The organism is Citrobacter sp. Cm038 (genome assembly GCF_030333105.1).
In the GTDB taxonomy this organism is placed as follows: domain Bacteria; phylum Pseudomonadota; class Gammaproteobacteria; order Enterobacterales; family Enterobacteriaceae; genus Citrobacter; species Citrobacter murliniae.
On the sequence record NZ_JAOWGO010000025.1, the window covers coordinates 721,132 to 745,058 of the forward strand.

The 23,927-nt window shown below is 48.7% G+C and carries 18 protein-coding genes, 2 tRNA genes and 1 pseudogene; 10 read left to right on the top strand and 11 right to left on the bottom strand.

Features of this window, described 5'->3' with window-relative positions:
• The first annotated feature begins 32 nt into the window (after window positions 1–32).
• The 6 genes from OGY01_RS22925 (at window position 33) to arsC (ending at window position 14,247) form a co-directional block, all read left to right on the top strand.
• Window positions 33–9,773 (top strand): retention module-containing protein, encoded by a 9,741-nt coding sequence (locus tag OGY01_RS22925; protein ID WP_286493783.1) that lies wholly within the window; start codon window positions 33–35, stop codon window positions 9,771–9,773.
• A 161-nt stretch (window positions 9,774–9,934) separates the two neighbouring features.
• A complete protein-coding gene (gene arsR, locus OGY01_RS22930; RefSeq protein WP_045449582.1) occupies window positions 9,935–10,288 on the top strand; it encodes an As(III)-sensing metalloregulatory transcriptional repressor ArsR in 354 nt (117 codons plus the stop codon).
• Window positions 10,289–10,335: 47 nt separating this feature from the next.
• Window positions 10,336–10,698: an arsenite efflux transporter metallochaperone ArsD gene (gene arsD / locus OGY01_RS22935; RefSeq protein ID WP_045442366.1), complete on the top strand. Its 363-nt coding sequence runs from the start codon at window positions 10,336–10,338 to the stop codon at window positions 10,696–10,698.
• Between the two features lie 17 nt (window positions 10,699–10,715).
• Window positions 10,716–12,467, top strand: coding sequence for an arsenical pump-driving ATPase (gene arsA, locus OGY01_RS22940; RefSeq protein WP_286493785.1), 1,752 nt, complete (start codon window positions 10,716–10,718; stop codon window positions 12,465–12,467).
• Between the two features lie 46 nt (window positions 12,468–12,513).
• Window positions 12,514–13,803, top strand: a complete 1,290-nt coding sequence (locus tag OGY01_RS22945; RefSeq protein ID WP_048221544.1) for an arsenic transporter — start codon at window positions 12,514–12,516, stop codon at window positions 13,801–13,803.
• A gap of 12 nt (window positions 13,804–13,815) precedes the next feature.
• Window positions 13,816–14,247 (top strand): glutaredoxin-dependent arsenate reductase, encoded by a 432-nt coding sequence (gene arsC, locus OGY01_RS22950; protein WP_045442371.1) that lies wholly within the window; start codon window positions 13,816–13,818, stop codon window positions 14,245–14,247.
• A gap of 166 nt (window positions 14,248–14,413) precedes the next feature.
• Here arsC and OGY01_RS22955 read toward each other — a convergent pair.
• From OGY01_RS22955 to OGY01_RS22985, 7 genes are all read right to left on the bottom strand, one after another.
• Window positions 14,414–14,490: transfer RNA gene (locus tag OGY01_RS22955), tRNA-Val, on the bottom strand.
• Window positions 14,491–14,502: 12 nt separating this feature from the next.
• A tRNA-Val gene (locus tag OGY01_RS22960) sits at window positions 14,503–14,579 on the bottom strand.
• 177 nt (window positions 14,580–14,756) lie between these two features.
• The gene (locus tag OGY01_RS22965; RefSeq protein ID WP_200011751.1) at window positions 14,757–15,269 is read right to left on the bottom strand and encodes a GNAT family N-acetyltransferase; all 513 of its coding nucleotides are present in this window, start codon (window positions 15,267–15,269) and stop codon (window positions 14,757–14,759) included.
• Window positions 15,270–15,408: 139 nt separating this feature from the next.
• Window positions 15,409–15,726, bottom strand: coding sequence for a quaternary ammonium compound efflux SMR transporter SugE (gene sugE / locus OGY01_RS22970; protein ID WP_045442376.1), 318 nt, complete (start codon window positions 15,724–15,726; stop codon window positions 15,409–15,411).
• Between the two features lie 148 nt (window positions 15,727–15,874).
• Window positions 15,875–16,075: a hypothetical protein gene (locus tag OGY01_RS22975; RefSeq protein WP_048221540.1), complete on the bottom strand. Its 201-nt coding sequence runs from the start codon at window positions 16,073–16,075 to the stop codon at window positions 15,875–15,877.
• 132 nt (window positions 16,076–16,207) lie between these two features.
• Entirely contained in the window at window positions 16,208–16,615 is a 408-nt protein-coding gene (ndhC, locus tag OGY01_RS22980) for an NADH-quinone oxidoreductase subunit A (RefSeq protein WP_286493786.1), read from the bottom strand.
• A 901-nt stretch (window positions 16,616–17,516) separates the two neighbouring features.
• Window positions 17,517–17,861 (bottom strand): DUF1294 domain-containing protein, encoded by a 345-nt coding sequence (locus OGY01_RS22985; RefSeq protein WP_200042172.1) that lies wholly within the window; start codon window positions 17,859–17,861, stop codon window positions 17,517–17,519.
• Window positions 17,862–18,025: 164 nt separating this feature from the next.
• Here OGY01_RS22985 and OGY01_RS22990 point away from each other — a divergent pair, with 164 nt between their 5' ends.
• A complete protein-coding gene (locus OGY01_RS22990) occupies window positions 18,026–18,325 on the top strand; it encodes a hypothetical protein (protein WP_286493788.1) in 300 nt (99 codons plus the stop codon).
• A 186-nt stretch (window positions 18,326–18,511) separates the two neighbouring features.
• Here OGY01_RS22990 and OGY01_RS22995 read toward each other — a convergent pair whose 3' ends face one another.
• The 3 genes and pseudogenes from OGY01_RS22995 to OGY01_RS23005 form a co-directional block, all read right to left on the bottom strand.
• Window positions 18,512–19,087 (bottom strand): hypothetical protein, encoded by a 576-nt coding sequence (locus tag OGY01_RS22995; protein WP_286493789.1) that lies wholly within the window; start codon window positions 19,085–19,087, stop codon window positions 18,512–18,514.
• 362 nt (window positions 19,088–19,449) lie between these two features.
• A pseudogene (locus OGY01_RS23000) lies at window positions 19,450–21,089 on the bottom strand (class I SAM-dependent methyltransferase).
• A 7-nt stretch (window positions 21,090–21,096) separates the two neighbouring features.
• Window positions 21,097–21,354, bottom strand: coding sequence for a YjhX family toxin (locus OGY01_RS23005; protein WP_045442392.1), 258 nt, complete (start codon window positions 21,352–21,354; stop codon window positions 21,097–21,099).
• 546 nt (window positions 21,355–21,900) lie between these two features.
• Here OGY01_RS23005 and OGY01_RS23010 point away from each other — a divergent pair.
• Window positions 21,901–22,353: an SgcJ/EcaC family oxidoreductase gene (locus OGY01_RS23010; protein WP_045442394.1), complete on the top strand. Its 453-nt coding sequence runs from the start codon at window positions 21,901–21,903 to the stop codon at window positions 22,351–22,353.
• 204 nt (window positions 22,354–22,557) lie between these two features.
• The gene (locus OGY01_RS23015; RefSeq protein ID WP_045442396.1) at window positions 22,558–22,863 is read left to right on the top strand and encodes a hypothetical protein; all 306 of its coding nucleotides are present in this window, start codon (window positions 22,558–22,560) and stop codon (window positions 22,861–22,863) included.
• A 221-nt stretch (window positions 22,864–23,084) separates the two neighbouring features.
• Here OGY01_RS23015 and OGY01_RS23020 read toward each other — a convergent pair whose 3' ends face one another.
• The gene (locus OGY01_RS23020; RefSeq protein WP_048221534.1) at window positions 23,085–23,468 is read right to left on the bottom strand and encodes a cupin domain-containing protein; all 384 of its coding nucleotides are present in this window, start codon (window positions 23,466–23,468) and stop codon (window positions 23,085–23,087) included.
• A gap of 223 nt (window positions 23,469–23,691) precedes the next feature.
• Between OGY01_RS23020 and OGY01_RS23025 the strand changes: the two genes are divergently transcribed.
• A complete protein-coding gene (locus tag OGY01_RS23025) occupies window positions 23,692–23,883 on the top strand; it encodes a hypothetical protein (RefSeq protein WP_045442408.1) in 192 nt (63 codons plus the stop codon).
• Window positions 23,884–23,927: the final 44 nt, after the last annotated feature.

Consider the following 23,927-nt stretch of genomic DNA (forward strand, 5'->3'; position numbering starts at 1 on the left):
AAAAATAATGATGTTCTCCAGGAGAGAAAGCTGTGAGTAATTTACTCGGTGTGATTAAAACGATAGTTGGCCAGGTTTATGTCATGGAAGCGGATGGCTCGCAGCGCCTCCTGAAAGAAGGTGACAGAATTTACAGCAGTGAAGAGGTTATTACCGGCAGCAGCGGTGCGGTTAGCGTAGCGCTGTCTGATGGCCGAATCCTGGATCTTGGACGAAACAGTCAATGGGGCGAGAATGGCCTGCACACCGTAAACTCCGATGATTATAACAATCAGGATGTTGCATCGTTACAGAATGCGATTGCATCAGGTGAAGACCCGACTAAATCATTTGAAGCGCCTGCCGCCGGTAATGAACCTACAGTACAGATTGAAGGTGGCGGCGGTGGACATACTCTGGTGCAACTGGAGCTTACCGGGCAGATAGTGAACCCGACGGCTGGTTTCAAAACGCGGGGGATCGGTGAGCCTGAATGGGAGCGTAGATTACCTGATAGCGGCGTCGCAGCAAGCGATTCAGCTGGTGCCCTCCATGTTCTTCCTCCCGTGGTTCACATTGATGATTTTGCGGGTAACGATGGCTACGTAAGTAAAAATGAAATAAATCATGCCAGCGTTAGCGGTACCAGCAACCAAAATCATGTCACGCTCATTTTCACTGATAGCCAGAAAAACACATTAATCATCGATGTAGCTGTGACTGACGGTCACTGGGCAGCACGGCCTGATTTAAGCCAAATGGTTGAAGGGCGTATTACCGTAGAGGCAACGGCTACAGACGTTTCGGGCCGTACTGCGCAAAGTACCTCTGTCGCAGTTATTGACACCATCGCTTTGCATGACAGCATCACCATAGACAGTGTTACGCCAGATAACGTTATCAATATCGCGGAGTCCCATAATCGGCAGACGCTAATTCACGGTATTGTTGCGGGTGATGCAAAGATTGGCGATAAAGTCATTTTATTGGTAGACGGGCAGACCTATACCAACACTGTTATCGATTTGGGTAATGGTAAGCTGGGTTATCAAATCAACGTCTCCACTCAGGGATTGCTCTCCGATCCCCATGTTCAAGCCACTGTGACGTCGACGGATGCTGCAGGTAATACATCGCAAGCCTCAACCCGCCATCATGTTGATATCGATCTGGATATTCATAACACCGTCACGATTGGTACTGTTGCTGACGATAACATCGTCAATTCAAATGAAGCCCGCATGCCCGTTATGATTACTGGTTTCGTCGGTGGCGATGCCAAAGCGGGGGATCAGGTGACGGTGACTGTTGGGGGGCATGATACCCATGGGGTCGTCGTCAGTGATAACGGTCAGTTGCGTTACGAGGTTGTTGTCCCGACAAACCGGCTTCGCGAAGGTGAAAACGATGTCCAGGTCCAGGTTATCAGTCATGATGCTGCTGGTAATGAAGCTATTGCTACTGAGCACAAAATTGTCACCCTCGACAGGTTTGCCCACAACGAACTAAGTATTAACACCGTTGCTGGCGATGATGTGGTAAACGCGATGGAAAACCGTATGCCAACGTTTATCAGTGGTGTTGTGACCGGAGATTCTCAGGCCGGAGACCCTGTGGTGGTCAGTGTTAACGGATTGCCGTTTTACGGTACGGTGAGTGATGAAAACGGCACACTGCGTTACAACGTCGCTGTACCGAACGGTACGTTAAACGAAGGTCGTAATGATGTAGAGGTGATGGTTTCCGGCGTTGATTCATCTGGCAACTCGTCGATTTCAGTAGTGTACAAGACAATCACGCTTGATACGAAGGCTGATAATTCTCTGACCATCGGTACCGTGGCTGGCGACAACACAGTAAATGCCATCGAAAATCGTATGCCGACAGTCATTAGCGGAGATGTCGCTGGTGATGCGCAGTCAGGGGACCGTGTGATAGTCACGGTTAACGGAATGACGTTTTACGGCAAGGTGGTGGATGACAACGGTCATCTACGTTATGCCGTCCCTGTACCAGGCCATGCGCTGGGTGAGGGCCACAATAACGTGCAGGTCATGGTGGTGAGCCATGATATGGCGGGCAACGAAGCGATAGCTGTCGAGCACAAAAATGTGACGCTGGATACTTACGCCTTTAACACCGTGGATATCAGAACGGTCTCGGGCGATAACGTAGTGAATGCGGCGGAATCGCAGCATGACACTTATGTTACCGGTGTAGTGAGCGGGAAGGATGCCAGAGCGGGCGACAGGGTTGTGGTGCATGTAAACGGAAAGGACTTCGTGGGCGAAGCGTTTGCCCATGCTGGAGGCCAGTTACAGTATAAAATCGCAGTAACGCCGGGCGTACTTCTGGACGGTGACAACGACGTCCAGGTTACGGTGACCAGTCACGATAAAGCAGGCAACGAAGCGATCGCAGTAGCGCACCATAATGTGGTGCTGGACACCCATGCCGATGCCACGATAAGCGTGGATGCAGTGACAAAAGATAATGTACTGAACCACGATGAGCTGGATGCGAAGCAATGGGTTCATGGCAGCGTAGGCGGGGATGCTCGTCCGGGAGATCGAGTTGATATTGATATCCGTGGGCAGCATTTCACCGGAGACGTTATCGTCCTGAACGACGGTTCGCTGGGTTACCGCATCCCGGTGGATGCCGGCGCATTGGGTAATAACGGCGGTGAAGTAAATGCCGATTTGAGGTTCACTGTCAGCGTCACCGCCCATGATAAAGCCGATAACGTTGTCACTCAGACGACAGAGCACACGGTCCATCTTGATAACCATGCCGAAAATGCTGTGGTTATCAGAACGGTCTCGGGCGATAACGTAGTGAACGCTGCGGAATCACAGCATGACACCTTTATTACTGGCGTAGTGAGCGGGAAGGATGCCAGAGCGGGTGATCGGATTGTGGTGCAGGTACAGGGGCAGAGCTTTGCCGGTCGGGTCGTTGAAGATGGCCACGGGCAACTGCATTATAAAGTCGCGATTTCGCCGGGTCTCCTTCAGGAAGGTGATAACGACGTCCAGGTCAACGTGATCAGTCATGACAAGGTGGGCAACGAAGCGATTGCGCTGGCGCATCAAAACGTCGTGCTGGACACCCATGCGGATGCTTCCGTCAGCGTTGATCGCGTGACGAAAGATAACACACTAAGCCACGCAGAAATGAACGCGCAAAAGCAGATAATTAGCGGAACAGTCGGTGGGGATGCTCGTCGCGGCGATGTCGTGACTCTGGATATTAACGGGCATAAATTCATCGATAACGTTGTCGATCTCGGTGATGGAACGCTGGGATATAAAATCTCTGTGGATCCTGCGGTATTTGGTGATAATCACGCCATGATTGACGGAGATATTAAATTCACCGCCTCGGTCACCTCTCATGACTCCGCTCACAATGAAGTCACCGTCATTACCGAACATACGGTTCATATTGATAACTTCGCGTCTAACGAGGTGCATATTGGCACGGTTGCGGGCGACAACATCATTAATATGAATGAATCTCGTCTGCCAACCTTGATCAGTGGCAATGTCGGTGGTGACGCTCAGGCAGGCGATCCGGTCGTTATTACTGTGAATGGCCGGGATTATGCTGGTGAAGTGGCGGGTGTTGCCGGTCATCTGTATTACAGCGTGCCTGTACCGACCAGTGTGCTGCACGAAGGCAAGAATAATGTGAAGGTCATGTTGACCAGTCATGACCACCTGGGAAACGAAGCGGTTGCTTATGAGCATAGGATCATTACCGTTGATCGTCATGCGCATAATGAGGTGACGATCGGTATCGTGGCGGGAGATGATACCGTCAACGCCTATGAGTCTGCGGAAATTAGCGGCACTGTTCGTGGTGATGCACAAGCAGGCGATCCTGTAGTGATCAGCGTAAATGGCAACAGTTATACAGGCTTAGTTTCAGAGGTAAATGGCCATCTCGGCTATCATGTCACCGTGCCGCATAGCGCGCTTGTTGAAGGCAAAAACGATGTGCAGGTGATGGTTACTGGCGTCGATAACGCCGGGAACACGGCTATTGCCGTTGAGCATAAAACTATTATTCTGGATAGCCATGCCTACAACGCGCTGAACATTGATACGGTGGATGGGGATAACATCGTGAATGCCAGCGAGTCCCGTATGCCGATGATTATCAGTGGTAAAGTCAGTGGCGATGTACATGCGGGCGATCCTGTTGTTGTGAGCGTCAACGGCCATACTGTTAATGGCGTAGTGGTGGTCGATAACGGACATCTGCGTTATGAGGTTGCGGTGCCAACACATTACCTCCGTGAAGGTAAAAATGATGTGCAGGTGACGGTAACGGGTAATGATGATGCAGGAAACATGGCGAGTTCAGTCGAGCATCACCAGGTCACTCTTGACAGACAGGCCCACGCCACAATTTCCATTGGTGCAGTGACGAATGACAACGTACTTAACTACAGTGAACTGGAGACACCCAAACAAACTCTCACTGGCATTGTGGGGGGCGATGCGAAGGTGGGTGATGATGTCGTGCTCAAGATTAACGGATATCACTATTCCGGGCATGTCGTGGAGTTACCTGACCATCAACTGGGCTACAGTATTGCGGTTGATTCCTACGCGTTCAGCGATAATCGCGGACATATCGATTCGGGCGTTAAAGTTACCGCGACGGTAACTTCGTTTGATCACGTGCAAAACGAAGTCATCCAGACCACCGAACACATTGTCCATATTGATAACCACGCGGATGTGAGTATCACTGTTGATCCAGTGACGGGTGATGACATCATCAACCATTCAGAGTCGAGAGAGCATTTCACTAAAGTATCCGGAACTGTGAGTGGGGAAGATGTCCATGCGGGCGACAAAGTTGTCGTCACGGTGAACGGGCGAAACTATGAGACGGTTGTGGCGTCGCTTGCACATCAGAATGGGGCGCTGGGCTACAATGTCGATGTGCTGACAAGAGACATGCTTGCCGATCCACATCATACGATAACAGCGCATATTACGGGTCAGGATGCGGCTGGTAACAGACAGCTCGTGGAGGCGTCGAAAGAATTAGTGGTCGATCTGAATGCGGAGGCGACGATTACCATCGACCCGGTGACCGCTAATCATGACAATATGATCAACGCCGCAGAGTCGGGACATGAGTTCACAACCATTACCGGGACGGTAAGTGGCGACGCGAAAGAAGGCGATTTGGTGACTCTGCATGTCAATGGCCTTGATTTAAGCGGTCGGGTGGACGCTAACCTTCATTACAGTATTGATGTCAGCACCTACGATTTGATGAGTGATCCGCACCTCAGAGCCTCGATTTCTGTCACTGATAACGCCAATAACACGGCCCTCATTGAAGCTAAGCAGGATATTGTTGTCGATACACATGTTGATGCCACCATTACGGTGGATCCTGTGACAGCAGATAACACGCTAAACGATGAGGAGCTTAATCACCGCTTTACCCTGGTAACCGGCAATGTAACCGGCGAAATGCACGTCGGTGATCCGCTGACATTGACAGTGAATAACCATGTTTATCACGGGACAGTGGAAGACCTGGGGAATAACCAGATGGGCTACCGTATCGCGGTGGAAACCACGGATATTCATTCTGGCGATCATAAAATATACGCCAGTATCGGCGTGACAGATGCAGCGCAAAATAGTGCAGTGGTAGCGGCTGAACACCTTGTTGGCATTGATGATCACGCGGATGCTACGGTGACTATCAATATTATTTCAGGCGACGATGTCCTTAATCAGCTGGATCAATCGTCACCGACCACTGTCATTAATGGTTTGGTCACCGGAAATATTAACGCGGGAGAATTCGTGCATCTTACGGTGAATGGTCATACGTACGATGTTGAAGTGAAGCCTCAGGCATATCTTGATAACAAGCTGGGATATTCCTTTGCCGCCAGTACTGCAGATTTGCTTGCTGATCCGCATATTGTTGCAACGGTTAATGCCAGCGATGCAGCAGGCAATACCATAACAGCCGGGGCGACACACGATGTATCAAGGGATGATCGTGCTTATGCAACCATTACGATTGACTCTGTTACTGACGATAACGTCATTAACAATACCGAAGCGCATCAGGAATATACGACTGTCACTGGTCTTGTTAGTGGCGATGTCCATAGTGGCGATCGGGTTGAGTTAATTGTAAATGGACAGCATTATTTTGGCTGCGTTAGCGATCAAGGTGGTGGTCTTCACTACAGCATTGATGTCAGTACTGCAGATTTAATTTCAGGTGATAGTAAGCCCGTGATCCACGCTTCTGTAATGGGTTACGACGCAGCAGGTAATACCGTTCTGGCTGAGTCTGATCATACTGTAAATATTGATACACGGGCTGATGCGGAAATAAAAGTGGGGTCATTAACACTTAACGGCTCCCGGGATTTTTGGGTCATTGAGGGAACGGTTGGTGGTGACGCAAAAGAAGGCGATGTGGTTAAAATCTTCGCCAACGGGAAAACCTATGAAACGGCGGTGCAGAAATATTCTGATGGTCATCTTGGATTTAACGGCGATCGCCTTATTGATGCTGCAACCGGCAACCCTGTTTATATTAACGCGCACGATTTAGATAATAATGCCGATGTCAGAGTAGAGATAACCAGCACCGATCCTTACGGTAATAGTGAAACGGCAAGCGCTCAGATACATGCTAATGTTCCGTGGCCAGCGACCAGCAATAATGGCACGGTTAATAATGGCAACACCACCACGCAACCTCATAACGACCAACCACATGCCGTTATCACCTTAAATCCGGTTGCAGGTAACGACATTATTAACCAGTCGGATTCGCAGTCACCGCACACGGTTATCCGCGGCACAGTCTCAGGCGATGTGAACCTGGGTGATGAGGTGACCTTACATATCGGAAAAGACAGCTATACCGGCTATGTTACTGAACGTCCTAACTTGCCGGGCGAGTACGGTTATGAGATTAGCGTTGATACGCAAAATCTCATTAATCATCCGGATATTACAGCGACAGTCACGGCCCATAATGATCATGGCAGCCAGATTGTTACTGTGTCTAAACCACTGATTATTGATACTGATGTCAGCGCCACAATTAAGCTCGATGATATAGCCGGTGACAATGTTATTAATAGTGTGGAATCCCGGTCTGGCACGACGACCGTTAGCGGTACCGTAACCGGTGACAATGTACATACGGGAAGCAACGTAACATTGACCGTTAACGGCCACCAAATTACGACGCAGGTGTTTGAAGATGCCAGTCATGTACTGAGATTCAGCAAAGAGATAAGCATTGACGACTTACGTCACGACCCTGTTATTGCCGCCAGCGTGACCGGCAACGACGATCATGGCAACGTAATGACGGTAACGGATGGTAAAACGATTGCCGTTGATACCGACGTTAAGGCGACGGTAACGATCAATAGTGTTACGGATGACAACGTCCTTAACCTGTCAGAAACAAAGAGTCCTGTCACACAAATAACCGGTACCGTGTCAGGCGATGTGAATCCTGGCGAATATGTCACGCTGACGGTTAATAACCACAAGTATCATGCCAAAATTGCGCCGGATATGACTTACAAAGCAGATATCAGGACTGTCGATCTGCTGGCCGAACACCGTATTGATGCGAAAGTGACCGGGAATGATACAGCGCAAAACTCGATTGATGCATTCGCGGACCGCACTATAGGTGTGGATACGACTGCCTCGGCAACTATCACCATTAATACCGTTTCAGGTGACAATATCCTCAGCGCGAAAGATCTCAGTTCCCAGCAGACTGAAATTAGTGGTGTGGTTGGTGGTGACGCCCGGATCGGTGATGACGTGAAAATCATGCTCAATGGTCATCTGACTGTTGGCAAAGTCATCGAACTGCCTGGCATGAACGGACAGCCTGGCTACACGATGAAAGTCGATACGGCAGATTTAAAAGCAGAGCTGACGGCTGAATTAAAAGCCCATCCAACCGACACGCCAACGATTACAGTGACTGTTTCCGGCACAGACGATGCAGGAAATTCCTTTAGCCAGCGTGCCGTCAGAGCGGTGGCTATCGATGATCATGCTGATGTGGAGCTGCATATCAACAAAGTCTCAGATGACAATGTGCTTAATCTGGATGACAGCCAAAAACCGACGACGGAGATCAGCGGCACAGTTACTGGCGATGTGCATGCGGGTAATAACGTGATTGTGCATGTTAACGGCAATGATCTGAACGCAATAATTGAACATGGTCCGAGCGGTGAATTAACCTTTAAAGTACTGGTTAATACCTCTGAACTGCTTCAGAACCCGGAAATTACCTATACGGTCACAGGAGTTGATGCTGTTGGAAATACGGTAACCTTGTGCGAAGCCAATAAACTGATCATTGACCAACATGCGGAAAACAGTATTCACGTTAATACGATTGCGGGCGATGGCAAAGTTAATTTGTCTGAACTGATGTCAGGGAAGACGGCAATTACGGGGAGTGTGCAGGGTGATGTTCATGCTGGTGATACGGTAACGCTCGCCGTTAATGGTCATACTTATACTGGCATTATCGTTGAACATACTGACAAGCATCATAGTTCACTGACCTATGACATCCCCGTTGATAGTAATGTCCTCAACGAAGGTGAAAATAGCGTTACGGTTACCGTTAGCGGTAAGGATGCTGCTGGTAATTCGGCAACCTCGACCACAACTCAGACTGTCATACTGGATACGCATGCTGATGCTTCCATCAGCATGGATCCCGTCGCGTCGGATAACATCATCAATGCGGCAGAATCTGGTCATATTTCTGTCAGCGGCGTGGTTGATGGTGATGCAAAGGATGGCGATATTGTCACGCTGTTGGTTAATGGTCACGTTGTTCAAACTAAAGTGGTCACCGTCGGCAATCACCTGGGCTATGACGTTGAAGTGAAGAAAGGGTGGTTGCATGAAGGAGACAATGATTTCACGGTGAGTGTGCGGGCAACAGATGATGCGGGAAACAAAGTTACACCGGCCTGGCATCAGAACGTGGTGTTGGATACTCATGCTGATGCCACGATCATTGTGAATAAAGTGACGGGTGATAACCGTATCGATTGGCATGAAGTGCGCAACCCGGTCAATCACATTACGGGTTTTATAGACGGGGATGTACACAAAGGCGATCACGTTAGCGCGACGATTAACGGTAAACAATACGATGCAAGATTGCATGAAACTCATGGGCATCTGAGCTATGACATTCCGGTTCAGACCGACAGTCTTCTTAGCGGACACAACGACGTGATTGTTTCGGTGATGGCGCATGATGACTATGGCAATGTGACACGGCAATCACAGCATGTTGATGTGATAGTCGACGCCCCCATTCATCATGGAAAGCAGGAGTTTCATATTGCGGATAAAAACCATCATGCAGCACGGCACGACAGTGGATTAGGCAAGCTGTTTGATGATAATCATGATTCGTTTGCTTTCAATTTTCATCATGGTGAAGCAGGTCAACCCGATGAAAAAGGTCATAGCATCTTTACCGGTAAAGAAAGCGGCGAGCATGGGAAAGTGGATCTTAGCGATCTGGCGCATGAGTTACATGAAATCGCCGACATTACCCTGTTGATGAAAGTTGGCGAAACTCATCATGGGACAATTGCTGCAGCACCTGCAAATCCAGGACATGCCGGTGATACCTCACAGATTCCGTTAAGTGACTCGCATGTTACCTCTACGTATTCGCTGGATCATCTTATAGCCAAACCTGAAAATTACTCGCACTAATGGATCCCCACCGCTGCTGGTACAAGCGGTGGGGGCTTCATTTCAAGATGAATTTTCAGAGAGGGGCCTCTTTGAATATTGAAAACATATTCGATAAAAAGAATATGTTTTTGACTTTTCATCTACGCAGAGAGAAACTTACCCCATGGCAGGAGGTTATTATGTCGCAAATTTCATCCCTACAGTTGTTCAAAAACCTTTCTGACGAGACCCGTCTCGGTATCGTGCTATTACTCCGGGAGATGGGGGAGTTGTGCGTGTGCGATCTCTGTACGGCATTGGATCAGTCGCAGCCTAAGATTTCACGTCATCTGGCGATGTTGCGAGAAAGTGGATTACTGTTGGATCGCAAGCAGGGGAAGTGGGTTCATTACCGCTTATCTCCGCATATTCCTTCGTGGGCGGCGCAGGTTATCGAGCAGGCCTGGTTAAGCCAACAGGACGACGTACAAGCTATCGCCCGTAAGCTGGCATCGGCAAATTGCTCTGGTAACGGCAAAGCTGTTTGTATCTAAAAAATTTGCCTAAACATATATGTTTTTTCGAATGTGAGGTGTTGAAGATGAAAACGTTAACGGTGTTTGATCCGGCTATGTGTTGCAGTACCGGCGTTTGTGGAAGCGATGTCGATCAGGTTTTGGTCGATTTCTCTGCCGATGTGCAATGGCTGAAACAACGCGGGATTCAGGTTGAGCGCTACAACCTCGCGCAACAACCCATGAGTTTTGTACAGAACGCGAAAGCAAAAACATTCCTTGAGGTTTCAGGTGCTGAAGGACTTCCATTGCTATTACTGGATGGAGAAACGGTGATGGCAGGACGTTATCCAAAACGTGCTGAACTGGCTCGCTGGTTTGGCATTCCACTGGAGAAGGTGGGATTAGCACCGACAAGCTGCTGTGGTGGTAAGAGTTCCTGTTGTTGAGTATGTCAGGAGGATGTATGCGTTTCTTACAGAATATCCCGCCTTATCTGTTTTTTACTGGTAAGGGCGGAGTGGGTAAAACCTCCATTTCCTGCGCGACGGCTATCCGTCTGGCTGAGCAGGGCAAGCGAGTTTTGCTGGTTAGCACGGACCCCGCCTCGAATGTTGGTCAGGTATTCGATCAGACTATCGGCAACACCATTCTTCCCGTGAAGTCTGTGCCGGGATTGGCTGCTCTGGAGATCGATCCGCAGGCCGCCGCTCAGCAATACCGGGCCAGGATCGTCGATCCTATTAAAGGGCTTCTGCCTGATGATGTTGTTAACAGCATCAGTGAGCAGCTCTCGGGGGCATGCACGACGGAGATCGCGGCATTTGATGAGTTCACCGGCTTGCTGACTGATGCGGATCTGCTGACTCGCTTTGATCACATTATTTTTGATACCGCGCCGACAGGCCATACTATCCGCCTGCTGCAACTTCCCGGCGCCTGGAGCAGCTTTATTGAAAGTAATCCGGATGGTGCTTCCTGCCTGGGGCCAATGGCCGGGCTGGAAAAACAGCGCGAACAATATGCTCATGCTGTTGAGGCGTTGTCCGATCCCGAGCGTACCCGGCTGGTACTGGTCGCACGATTGCAAAGTTCAACATTACGTGAAGTTTCACGTACTCATGAGGAACTCGCCGCGATTGGTCTTAATAACCAGTATCTGGTCATTAATGGCGTATTGCCAGAAACCGAAGCGGCAGGCGACACATTAGCCGCAGCTATATGGCAACGGGAGCAGCAGACTCTGGCAAATCTTCCCGCCGGTTTATCTGGCCTGCCGACAGACACCTTATTTCTTCAACCGGTGAACATGGTTGGCGTATCCGCGCTGAAAAATCTTTTCACTATGCGTGCTGAGGCTGCATCGATACCTGAACAGGTTAATCAGTACCAGCCTGAGAATTTGTCTCTCTCTGAGATGGTCAATGATATCGCCCGCAGTGAGCACGGTCTGGTTATGCTTATGGGGAAAGGTGGCGTCGGTAAAACAACGCTGGCGGCTGCTATAGCCGTCAGGCTTGCGGACATGGGATTTGATGTGCATCTCACGACATCAGATCCTGCCGCACATCTCAGCACAACCCTCAACGGCAGCATCAATAATCTGCAGGTCAGCAGGATCAACCCGCACGATGAAACCGAACGCTATCGCCAGCATGTTCTTGAGACAAAGGGCAGGAGTCTGGATGACGCCGGGAAGCGACTGCTGGAAGAAGATTTACGTTCTCCCTGCACTGAAGAGATTGCGGTATTCCAGGCATTTTCCCGTGTGATCCGCGAAGCAGCAAAGCGGTTTGTTGTCATGGATACGGCTCCTACAGGACATACGCTTTTACTTCTGGACGCTACAGGGGCTTATCACCGCGAGATTGCCCGGAAAATGGGGAATAAAGGACACTTTACAACGCCAATGATGCAGCTTCAGGACCCGGAGCGAACCAAAGTGCTACTGGTCACGTTGCCTGAAACGACTCCGGTGCTGGAGGCTGCAAATTTGCAGGCCGATCTTGTACGGGCGGGGATTCAGCCCTGGGGATGGATTATCAACAACAGCCTCTCTATTGCAGACACGCGCTCGCCACTGCTGTGTCAACGTGCCCGGCAGGAGATACCGCAGATTGAGGCCGTCAAGCAACAACATGCTACGCGTATAGCACTGGTTCCATTACTTGCATCAGAACCTGGCGGCATCGAAAAACTCAGAGGTCTGGTGGATTAATTGAAAGTATTTACAGGGCAACTCTGTCGCCCTGTCTGGAGGATTTATGTTACTGGCAGGCGCTATTTTTGTCCTGACCATTGTTTTGGTTATCTGGCAGCCGAAGGGATTAGGGATCGGCTGGAGCGCCACATTCGGCGCTGTACTCGCACTGATTTCTGGCGTTGTACAAATCGGTGATATTCCGGTGGTGTGGAATATCGTCTGGAACGCAACAGCGACATTTATTGCTGTTATTATTATCAGCCTGCTGCTCGATGAGTCCGGTTTTTTCGAATGGGCTGCACTGCACGTTTCTCGTTGGGGCCATGGTCGTGGTCGTTTGCTATTTACGTATATCGTTCTGCTTGGTGCGGCGGTCGCAGCGCTGTTTGCCAATGATGGCGCGGCGCTTATTTTAACGCCTATTGTTATCGCCATGCTGCTGGCTCTGGGGTTTAGTAAAAGCACTACACTGGCATTCGTTATGGCTGCCGGATTTATTGCTGATACGGCCAGTCTGCCGCTTATTGTGTCGAACCTGGTAAATATCGTTTCGGCAGATTTCTTCGGGCTTGGATTCTCGGAATATGCGTCGGTCATGGTGCCAGTGGATATCGCTGCTATTGTTGCCACGCTGCTGATGCTGCATCTGTTCTTCCGCAAGGATATTCCACCCACTTACGATCTGGCCCGGCTGGAGGTCCCTGCAAAGGCGATTAAGGACCCGGCAACATTCAGGACGGGCTGGATAGTTTTGATCCTTCTTCTGATTGGCTTTTTCATTCTTGAGCCGCTTGGTATTCCGGTTAGCGCAATCGCGGCAGTTGGGGCAGCCATCTTGTTTGCTGTTGCTAAACGGGGCCATGCCATTAACACGGGTAAAGTGTTACGCGGCGCACCCTGGCAGATTGTCATTTTCTCGCTGGGAATGTATCTGGTGGTCTATGGTTTGCGTAATGCCGGGCTGACGGAGTCTCTCTCCGGGCTACTGAACGTGCTGGCGGACAGAGGGCTCTGGGCAGCTACCTTGGGTACAGGTTTCCTGACAGCGTTTCTGTCTTCCATTATGAACAATATGCCTACTGTGCTGGTTGGCGCGCTGTCTATTGATGGCAGTACCGCAACAGGGGTGATTAAAGAAGCGATGATTTATGCCAACGTTATTGGTTGCGATCTGGGGCCGAAAATTACACCGATCGGTAGCCTGGCAACGCTGCTCTGGCTGCATGTTCTCTCACAGAAGAATATGACAATCACGTGGGGATATTACTTCCGCACCGGGATTATCATGACGTTGCCTGTGCTGTTTGTAACGCTGGCTGCACTGGCGTTACGCCTCTCTTTTACTTTGTAATGAGATACTGAAATGAGCAATATTACTATCTATCACAATCCGGCATGCGGTACGTCGCGCAACACCCTGGAGATGATCCGTAACAGCGGTACTGAGCCGACCGTTATCCATTACCTTGAAACACCGCCATCGCGTGACGAACTGGTCAAACTCATTGCAGAGATGGGGATTGCGGTACGGGCACTGCTGCGTAGAAACGTTGAACCGTATGAAGTGTTGGGGCTTGCTGAAGATCGTTTTACTGATGAACAGCTCATCGAGTTTATGTTGCAGTATCCGATCCTGATTAACCGTCCAATTGTGGTGACACCGCTGGGAACGCGTCTGTGCCGACCGTCGGAGGTCGTGCTGGATATTCTTCCACAGCCACAGAAGGGGGCTTTTACCAAGGAAGATGGTGAGAAGGTTACTGACGCCAGCGGAAGACGCATCGACAGCAAGTAAAATTCAATCAATGGAAGGGCTGATCCTGTAGCCCTTTCATCATTTTCATCTTTTCCGGCAATACAGGGTAGGGGACATTTCCCTGTGCTTAAAACAGGACAACGTATAACCAAGTTTATATGTGTTCTGGTTTGGGAATATTAGGAAATTCAGGGATATAACTGAGTGGTGCGTCCGAATGGACTCGAACCATCGACCCCCACCATGTCAAGGTGGTGCTCTAACCAACTGAGCTACGGACGCACAAATTTGGAATGGTGCGTTCAATTGGACTCGAACCAACGACCCCCACCATGTCAAGGTGGTGCTCTAACCAACTGAGCTATGAACGCAATGTTGTAGGTGACAACGGGGACGAATATTAGCGGCAGAGGCCGAATGAGGCAAGAGGGAAATGCTATTTTTCTTCATGTTTTCACGCGATTGCAGAGTAATTAAGCAAGTTGATTATATTTTGTTGATTTTGCAGCGTGTTTTTCGTTCATCCCAACCGGTAATAGGGCACAAGTCTACAGAGATATTCCCATGATCTTAAGAATGCTCCGCTGCGAAGCTGTTTCGAAAACGATCGCTTTAATAAACTGCATGCCCTGTTTGTCGTAGAATTTGCGAGCGCGTTCGTTCTGTTCAAGAACTTCCAGCCATAAAAAATCTTTTCCATTACTCCGGGCAAGCTCTTTAATTCTTTCGAACATTAACTGACCGTAGCGTTTACTTGTCTCAGCAGGACAAAGGTAGAGCTTGTTAAGCAGCACGCCTGAAAGCTCCGTCTCAGGTATTGTGCTTTGCCATGTCAATTTCGCAAAACCAATTGGGCGGTCGGTTTCGGCCACATACCAACTGACACTACGGTCTCTCAGGCTCTTTTCAAGCGTGGACAGAGAGTATTCACTTTCTAAAAAATCGTTCATCTCCGCTTCAGACACCCACATATGCTGAAAGTGAGCACGATAGATGCGAAACCCCATCTCATTGAGCAACACCGAATCGGCCAGCGTGGCCTGGCGTATTTGTAATGTCATGGAACGGAACCTGTCTCAGTGGAAAGGTTTAAAGATATCTGATTGTGAGAGAAATATCTCTTCCCGGCCTGCCGGTATGCGGTATTCGCCTTGATCACTTTGCCTGAAGGCGTTGTTGTCTGACCGGCAGGCGCAGGGTTTATTTGGTGGCGAGTTTGAGGAGCACTACACCGGAAATGATGAGCCCGACAGCGAGCAGACGAGTAAAGTTAACAGCTTCCCCAAATAGGGTAATTCCGACGAAAAACGCACCTACTGCACCGATGCCGACCCAAATAGTGTAAGCCGTTCCCAGAGGCAAGGATTTCATGGAATAGGCCAGGAGACCAAAACTGAGGAGCATAAACAACAGGGTAACAACACTGGGTATGAGACGTGTAAACCCGTGCGATTCTTTCATTGCTGATGCCCATACCACTTCAAAAATACCTGCCAGAAACAGAGATAACCAGGCCATTGTAATATCCTTACATACGGGTCGTCCCATTGAGATTAATAAGCGGCAGGTCGTCCTGCATAGAGTCCGGAATGCCCGGCATCGCTATTTATCAATACACGAAGTGAGTTGCGTTCCCGCTCCGTGATGCACATACCTTCAGGATGTGTTAATTCATATCGGTTTTTAAAACGATCCACCTGAAGAAATGGCCCGCGAGATATCCCAGACAACCCATTCCCAGGGAAAGCGTTACGTTTACCCACGGCATCACACTAGTGGGGAAGACGGATATCTGTGCAAGCAGTTGGCTGATGACAAATCCAGAAAGAAAACCAGCCAAAGTTAATAACCACACGAGTTTACGCATAATAACACCTTATAGTTCTGTGAAGGGGCGTCCCTTTATTTAACTGAACACGACCGGTCGTCCCGGCGCTAAATATCCGGTACCGTGTTACCGGCCCTGCATTCTCAATTTGCATATAGTGGTTTTTAGTGCTTACACCTCTTTCTGACGCTTATTTTTCTGCCCCTGACCGCCATTCAGAACACCCATCCGTGATTCGTAAATGAGCCCGACGAGGAGGATCAACACAAATATGCTTGCCGCAATAAAACCGCTCCAGCCTGCTTCCCTCACCGCTATGGCATAAGCAAACAGGAACAACGCTTCAGCTTCAAAAATAATAAAAAGGAGTGCGACCAAATAAAATTTTACAGACAGTTTCAAACGGGCACTGCCTACTGGCAATACCCCGGATTCGAAAGGTTCATGTTTACTATGTCCGCTGGATCGTCCGCCCATAAAACGGGCTAGCAGAAGTAGTAATGCACCAAGGCCGATCGCTCCGATTATAAATATCGCCAGTGACCAGTGATGGGAGAGATTAGTGATATCCGGGCTCATTCAGATCTCCTCAGTGGGTCATTTGAATGGTATCCCGACGGGCAGGCCTGATATGGCTGGTATTCTGGCAGGGAGCAGGAACCAAAAGCATTTGAGGCGTGTAATATAAGTAATGGAGTTACTGAACTGCAGAGACATGAACGGTCCATAAAATCTTCCTACAGAAGAATGGGCCGTCCCGGTTGATGGATCGTACCTGAGGTCGTCCTCAGGTAGATATAATGTCAAATTTCAAATCACTATAGCACCACTTTTTTTTGCTGCCCAGTATTTATCGCAATAAATACCGCATTATTCACCGCAAAATGGTAGGTAAACATGGATATATACATTAAATAATTCAAGTTGCAGGAAGCCAACACACCTGCAACTTGACGTATGACGAGTATAGCTATTTCTTAAATACCGTGACCATTAGGCCGGTAATTATTTATTTTATTGGTTTAAATATTAGTAACCAGCGGCCTTGTTAGCGGCTTTTATGCGATTGCTTCTGGTGTCTTTTTCGTGTTGGTCTTTAGCTTGCATTATGCCACCTGCAGCATCAACCCAATCACTTGCGGTACAACTGGATAATCCCACAGTTAACATAAGGGCAAATACATACTTCATTTTAGCTCCATCATCTTATTATTTGTATAAATAACGTCCATGTAATACGCAAAGTATTTGACGTTGATTTTTTGACTTTAACAAAAAGTCACATTATGGGCAAGGTACGGAATTTCACTGTATAACACTTAATCTATAATCCAATTAATTTAAGGGCAGGGTGGATAATAGATCTGATTCTAAAAATAGCCACCCTCCCGGACATCATCCTGTAACTATAAGATGTGAATGATCAGAACGACAAAGTCCGTGATGGAAATTGACCGGATAGTGCGCTCATAGCTGACGCTCAGGAAAGTGAAAACGGATAGAACTGATAAACCGCCGCCATTGCTGAGACACTCAATATCACGCTGATGATGAAGTATGTTTTGAATGGCTGTTTTTGTGTTTTATGGCGGAAGAGTTGCTGCCCAATAATCGCGCCAGCCCACCCACCTACAACGCCAAACACCAGCAAAGTGGATTCTGGCACTCTGCGCCAGGCATTACGTGCTGCTATTTTGTCCACGCCGTAAATTACCAGCGTCAGTATGTTGGCGAGCAGGAACCACATGACTAAAGGAGACGACGTAAAAAAGCTTCCGATCGCCGCGACGATCAGTAGGAAATAACAACAGCGATTGAGAGTCATATCATTAGCCACGGCAATTTTCAGAGTTTATCGCAGCGCATTATACGCAATCATCGCCATACCGATAGTTCCTGCTGTTTCCCACGAGGCGCTGGTAAACGTGGCGATACATTTTTACACTAATGCTCTGACACTATAGGTAACCTCTTGCGCAAGGATACATTTTGAAAAGAAAGCTTCGTCAGCGCAATCAGCGCTGGCTATCCATTCAACTGCGACGTGCGAAAAATGAGGGACTGCCATTTAGCTTTTTTATTCATTTCCCTTCCATTCGGGCTGCAACATGCAATGGGGAGCGGCTCAAGCGGCGTGGTCTCATTAGGCCAGACTGGCACCGGGCACTGTTTCATCAGGGATGGGGAGAAGTGCCGATGGTAGGTCCTGGCGGTGATATTTACTGGTTTATAGGCTTCGATAAAGAGCAAGTTCCCATTGAGTTTCAGTCAGTGTGGCGGGACGAGTAGCTTCTCTTGATTCTCTTCTCACGAGCCAATCTTCTGCTTTTTAGCAGACTCATTAAGTCAGCTCGAATAATTTATACTGCGGGCGTGAAATAAGCTTCCATCCCAGCCATTGTTGGATTATCTCCGCGTAATGCCCGATAGATTTTATCGACGTCCGCTCCTGACATTTTGCTGCCATGAGATTGCTTATGCTACGCGGGCCAGAACCCAGGCCCAATCGGAACTGCAGAGAATGCGATAGAAGGGCTTCACGCGGCATTTTACAAATTCAAGAATGTCTGCTTCGCTCATCGCTGAGGCCTTAGAAGGATATTCAGGTCCCCAATCATCATAGAGTTCGTCGTATATGCTGTAAAACTTCCAGCAGATGTTGCTAAAGATACGGGAGCTCGGAGATAAGTGAAACGCTGGGATTTGATGCAGCCGTAACTCTACTTCTTTGGAAGTACCGGCATTCATTAGAAACCAGGCTTTGATCCTTAGCCACGTAATTGCACTCGCGCTGATGCTGGGTATAACTATGTTTTTTTCAAGCATATATGCATGAAGGTAGCGCTCAATTTCATCTGAATCAGGATGTTTATCTAAATTGAGGGAGGCTAAAATTAACAATGATTCAGAACTATTGCCGGAGAGTAGTTCTCTTTCTGCCCACTCAATGATCATTTTGTCGTAATCATCGACGCGATAAGCTTCGAAAGCTTCACCAACCGTTTTCAAACAAAGAATTTCGTGTAGGTCATGTTTGTATTTATTTTCCATAACATCATTTAATCCATGTTGTTAAGAGGGGTAAAAGTATGCTTTCGTTGAGATGATCCGGTACAAAATGAGCGTACTTTATTGTCACCCTAATGTCTGTATGTTCAAGTGTAGTAGTCGCCCAAAATTAGGCCTCGGCATGAGAGATTTCTAGAACTACTAAAAGTCTGCTATTGGTACGAAGCGAACAAGTTACCTGAGCTGAAGGTCCGCAGTGAGCAAATAGCAGATGTTAGTGTTGACTGTGGGTTAGCATACCAACGCCATCTTAAATGACTTTGAGGTGTCTGCTAAACCAGGGCGATTCACTTGCCTGCGTCAACTGGTATAGCTTTTCAGCTATACCAGTGTCCTCCTTCAAATTAACGTGGCATTAATGCAAAAACGCCCCAACCCAAATACTCTCTCGTCCATCTAACATGGCGTATGGGGGCTACCGTCAGTTCTGCCCGAACGTCTTTCGCAAAGTCATCGTCTGGGTTTTCTTCCAGCCACCGGCGCATGGTCATCCACTTCGCGGCTTCATACCTGTCCCAACCCTCCTGGTCCGCCAGCACCATTTCTACTACGTCATAGCCTTGTTCATCAAAAGACGATACCAGTTCGGGAAGAGGGAGAAAATCAGCCATGGACGAGACGCCACAGGCTTCGGCGATCTCCTCCGTGGCTGGGACATGACGCCAGTACGGTTCCCCGATGAGAATAATTCCTCCAGGCCTGAGGCTCTTTGCCAGCAATTTAATCGTCCCGACGACGCCACCTGCAATCCAGGTGGCACCGATGCAGGCCGCTATATCACATTTTGTATCAACAACGTAACCGGCCGCGTCGTTATGAATAAAATGGACTCGTTCGCTGACACCGAGTTCATCTGCACGTCGTTTTGCCTGCGCGGTGAAGAGGGGACTCATGTCAATGCCGACGCCGGTAATACCATAATCGCGCGCCCAGGTGCAGAGCATCTCACCAGAACCGCTGCCGAGATCGAGAATACTCGTACCCGGCTTCATACGTAACATGTGGCCCAGCGTGGCATACTTTTCTGGTGTGAACGGGTTATGAATGCGGTGTTTACTTTCGCTAATGGTAAAAATACGTGGAATATCCATTAATTAATTCCTTTTATCGATGGCGTATTCAGCGGGTTTTGTTCACAGGGGTTAGCTTTTTCAGCCAGCAGAGCAAATAGCTTGCCAGCAAACGTCTCGCTGACCGGCCACTCTGCACTGTCCGGGCACTGTTTTATGCTAAGGCCCGCGTTAGCGAGCAGGCTGGTATATTCATCACCATGCCAGGCCTTCATTTGACTGCCGAACCGGGTAGCTCGACCATTCGCCTCTATTGCCCAGAACCGTGTTGAACTGATTTGTGCCTCTTCATCCCAACTGTTTTCGGTCAACAACAGATGAGGAACAGCAAGGAACAATCCCTGTGGACAACGCTGCCAGTTCGCAGGCGCCATACCCTGACGTTTAACCTCATCGTAGGTATGAACCTCAATGAGCATCCTGCCGCCTGGTACCAGCCATCGCCCACAGTTGCTGATGAGGGAGCAAGTGTCTGATGCGCTGAATACGTTCAGTTCCCCAAAGGTCATCATGATGAAATCGAACGGATCATCCGGGCTGTATGTTCGGATATCCTGTTGGATGTATTCAATATTCAGACCGGAGATTTGCGCCTGCTGGCATGCCCATTGGATGGATGCCGGTGAAAAGTCCACTCCTGTGCAGCTAAAACCGCGCTCCGCTAACAGGCGGGTATAAAAACCAGGGCCGCAGCCGAGATCAAGAATGCGTGCCCCATCAGGTAACTGGCGGGCAATCCACGCTATCTGTTGTTCAATTACGGTCAGTCTGCGGCTTGCCCAGTCATGTTCCTGCGACAAATGATTTTCCAGCATACGCTGGCTAAAAGCGGGTTCGTCCCAGGGGATTTTGTCTTCATCCGGTGACAGCTGTATGTGACCCGCGGTAAAAATAATGCTATCGATATCCATCATCCTCTCCTTAACGGTTATCGGACTGGGCGCGAACATTGTTCAGCCCGGTGGTATTAATGCGGTAGGGCTGACCATTGACGGATTTAATCAGTTTTTTTGTTTTGAGTTTTTTGAAGACGGCGAGCGTACAGTCTGCGAGCAAAAGTCCTTCGCGACTGTAGCATTCAACAGAGGTAACGCGGCCTGACGAATCACGGACGTGCGCAATACGCCCACCTTTGGCGAGAACGTGTAAGGTACGTTGTTCCTGACGGGATAAATTCATACTGGAAAACCTGTTTAATCATCATGTGCAAAACGTGCAAACACACAGCGGTGTCCGCATACAATTTCGGCGCATTGATAATCAGTCCGGCCTGAAAAGGTCGGGAAGCTGATTATCGGATGATTACATTCTCCAGCATCAAAGCCTCGGATTGAGTTGATAGATATTTACGGCGTGAATGATAACACCTGGTTTTTGTAAGTGAATAACCAGGTCTGAAAAGTGTGATCCCGAAGGGAGCCTGTAGTTCATTCAAGCCAGTGGAGTGTATGAACCTGCTGAATATGTTCAAACGCGCGGGCGCTCAGAAAGCGTGCAATTGCTGAACTATAATAATGAAGGTAGTTAAACCACGCTATACAAGCGATGTTAACCAGAAATCTCTAAATATTTCATTGTATTAAATACCTTTCCCCTTCATGGGAACGTTATCTATCTCTCTCAGTGTCTGCTGATGATTTCCACTGGAATGGCATGCAGTTTGATTTTCAACCTGGTTATCAATGACGTTTTCATTGTCGTATAACCGCTAATGGAATGATTAGTATGAATAAATTACCAGGTCTTGCTGTTTCACTTACTATTCTGACAGCTCCCGTTTTTGCTGCACCAGCTCCCGACTGTGTGAAGGTGAATGAAGCTCAAATCGAAGCCCTGTTTGATAAGTGGAACGAGTCGCTGAAAACGGGCGACGCGAAGACAGTTTCTGAAAACTATCTTAGTGATGCGGTATTGCTACCTACAGTATCCAATAAAGCCCGTTTAACGGATGCTGAACGCATTGATTATTTTGAACATTTTCTTGCGAAGAAACCGACCGGGAAAATCGACACTCGTACTATTCGTCTTGGCTGTAATAAGGCGATAGACACCGGAACTTATACATTTACCTTCGCGGATAAGTCCACAGTTTCAGCGCGTTACACTTTCACCTATGCCTGGGATGGTAAAGAGTGGAAAATTTCTACGCACCATTCTTCGGCTATGCCTGAGGGGTAAAAGACGGAGCAGGGGACGGGAATTGACCGTTCCCTGCAGTGAAACTGATATCCAGGTGATGCACCTGGTTTCCGGGAGCTATAGGGATTGAGTGATGAGAGTTATTGGGGATCGTGCAGAAATTTGTTACGGTTTCAGAGTTGCGAGAAAAACTAATCAGCGATTACCTTACATTCGCTCATCAATCTATTGGAAAATTAAGCGATGGACAACCTGGCCGACTATGTAAATGCAATTAAAAATGGGAAAAATGTCATTTGCATTGAAGAGCTCTGGAATCGAGATGATTTGGCGGAAGTAGAGATCTCCCATATGACCTGGCATCATGATTCAGGGGTCGTTATCAGTTGTATTTGCGAAAATGAGTTGGTTCAACCGCTATCAGACATATGCCCGGAATGCTGTATCAAATGGGGGATTGTTGATGCGGCGGGTCGGGATATCAGACCGCGGGAGAAAACTTTTCGCAGTAAATGCCAGGAGTCGTACTGGCTAAAAATGAATCGCTAAAATTCGCAACCCGTATCAACAACATGTGCGGTATTTTGCGAGTATGGCGGATGGCGGTAATAACCGTGCTGCGGTGAAAATAATCAACTCTATAACACCGCGGCTTTCACTGGCTCAGAAAGGACCATCCGGGGGTTAAACAACGTGCCTGGCTATTGCTGAGTACAGGCTGCATCATTCAACACCCGCTGGTGATACAAAATTCCTCCGTGTCTTTTACATTATGGCGAGTCGTTACAGGCGATGTCTTTATGCCTGGCCCAGTCCACCATTCCCTGGAAATCAACGATGACTACAGATTCATCCCCAACCACCCAGGCATCGTGACCCGGGGGGATGCGTGACAAGTTACCGGGCAGACAATCGAATTCACTACCATCATCCATCTTCACCCGTAGCACCCCGGCAACGTGATACTGAAAGTGAGGGGCTTCACAACTCTTCGTACCTGCGATGGGTTGAACGGATGTTGCCCAACGCCAGCCTGGTTCCAGTACTGCACGACCGACGATCGCTCCTCCTATATTGAGAAGCTCCAGTCGTCCATGTGGAAATTCGCGAATTTCGTCTGGAATACCGAATGACTTCACTTCTGCTTTGTCCATTGCGCACCTCCTTAGATTGAATACGCGCATGGTCGCACTTAAATTATATCTGCTTTGGTTGTTTTTTGTTCTATTTCTCGAGGGGACAACGTGGTGACGGGATGGTAAATGATTCCTGTCGGGGGCTGGTTTTGACCGTGGTGTTAGTAATGCCAGCGCAGATAGTAGTAAAATATTGCCCTGGTGGTGCTACTGCACGGATTCACTAAACAAGGTTAACTCGATGAAAAACAAACATGCGCTCTCTCTGATGTGTTATCAGATGCTGGAATCTGGCGCGTCTCGCCGTACAGTGAAAAGAGCGCTCACATCCCATCGTGTAAAAGGTCGCCAGGCAGTAGTACTGCTCTGCAAGCAAGAGATGGCGCTGTTGAGATCCGGGAAGATAGCGATACAAAGCACGACAGCCCGGTGAGCCGCCGGTAACTCGTCGGCAGGGTGAACGCCTTAAAATAATTC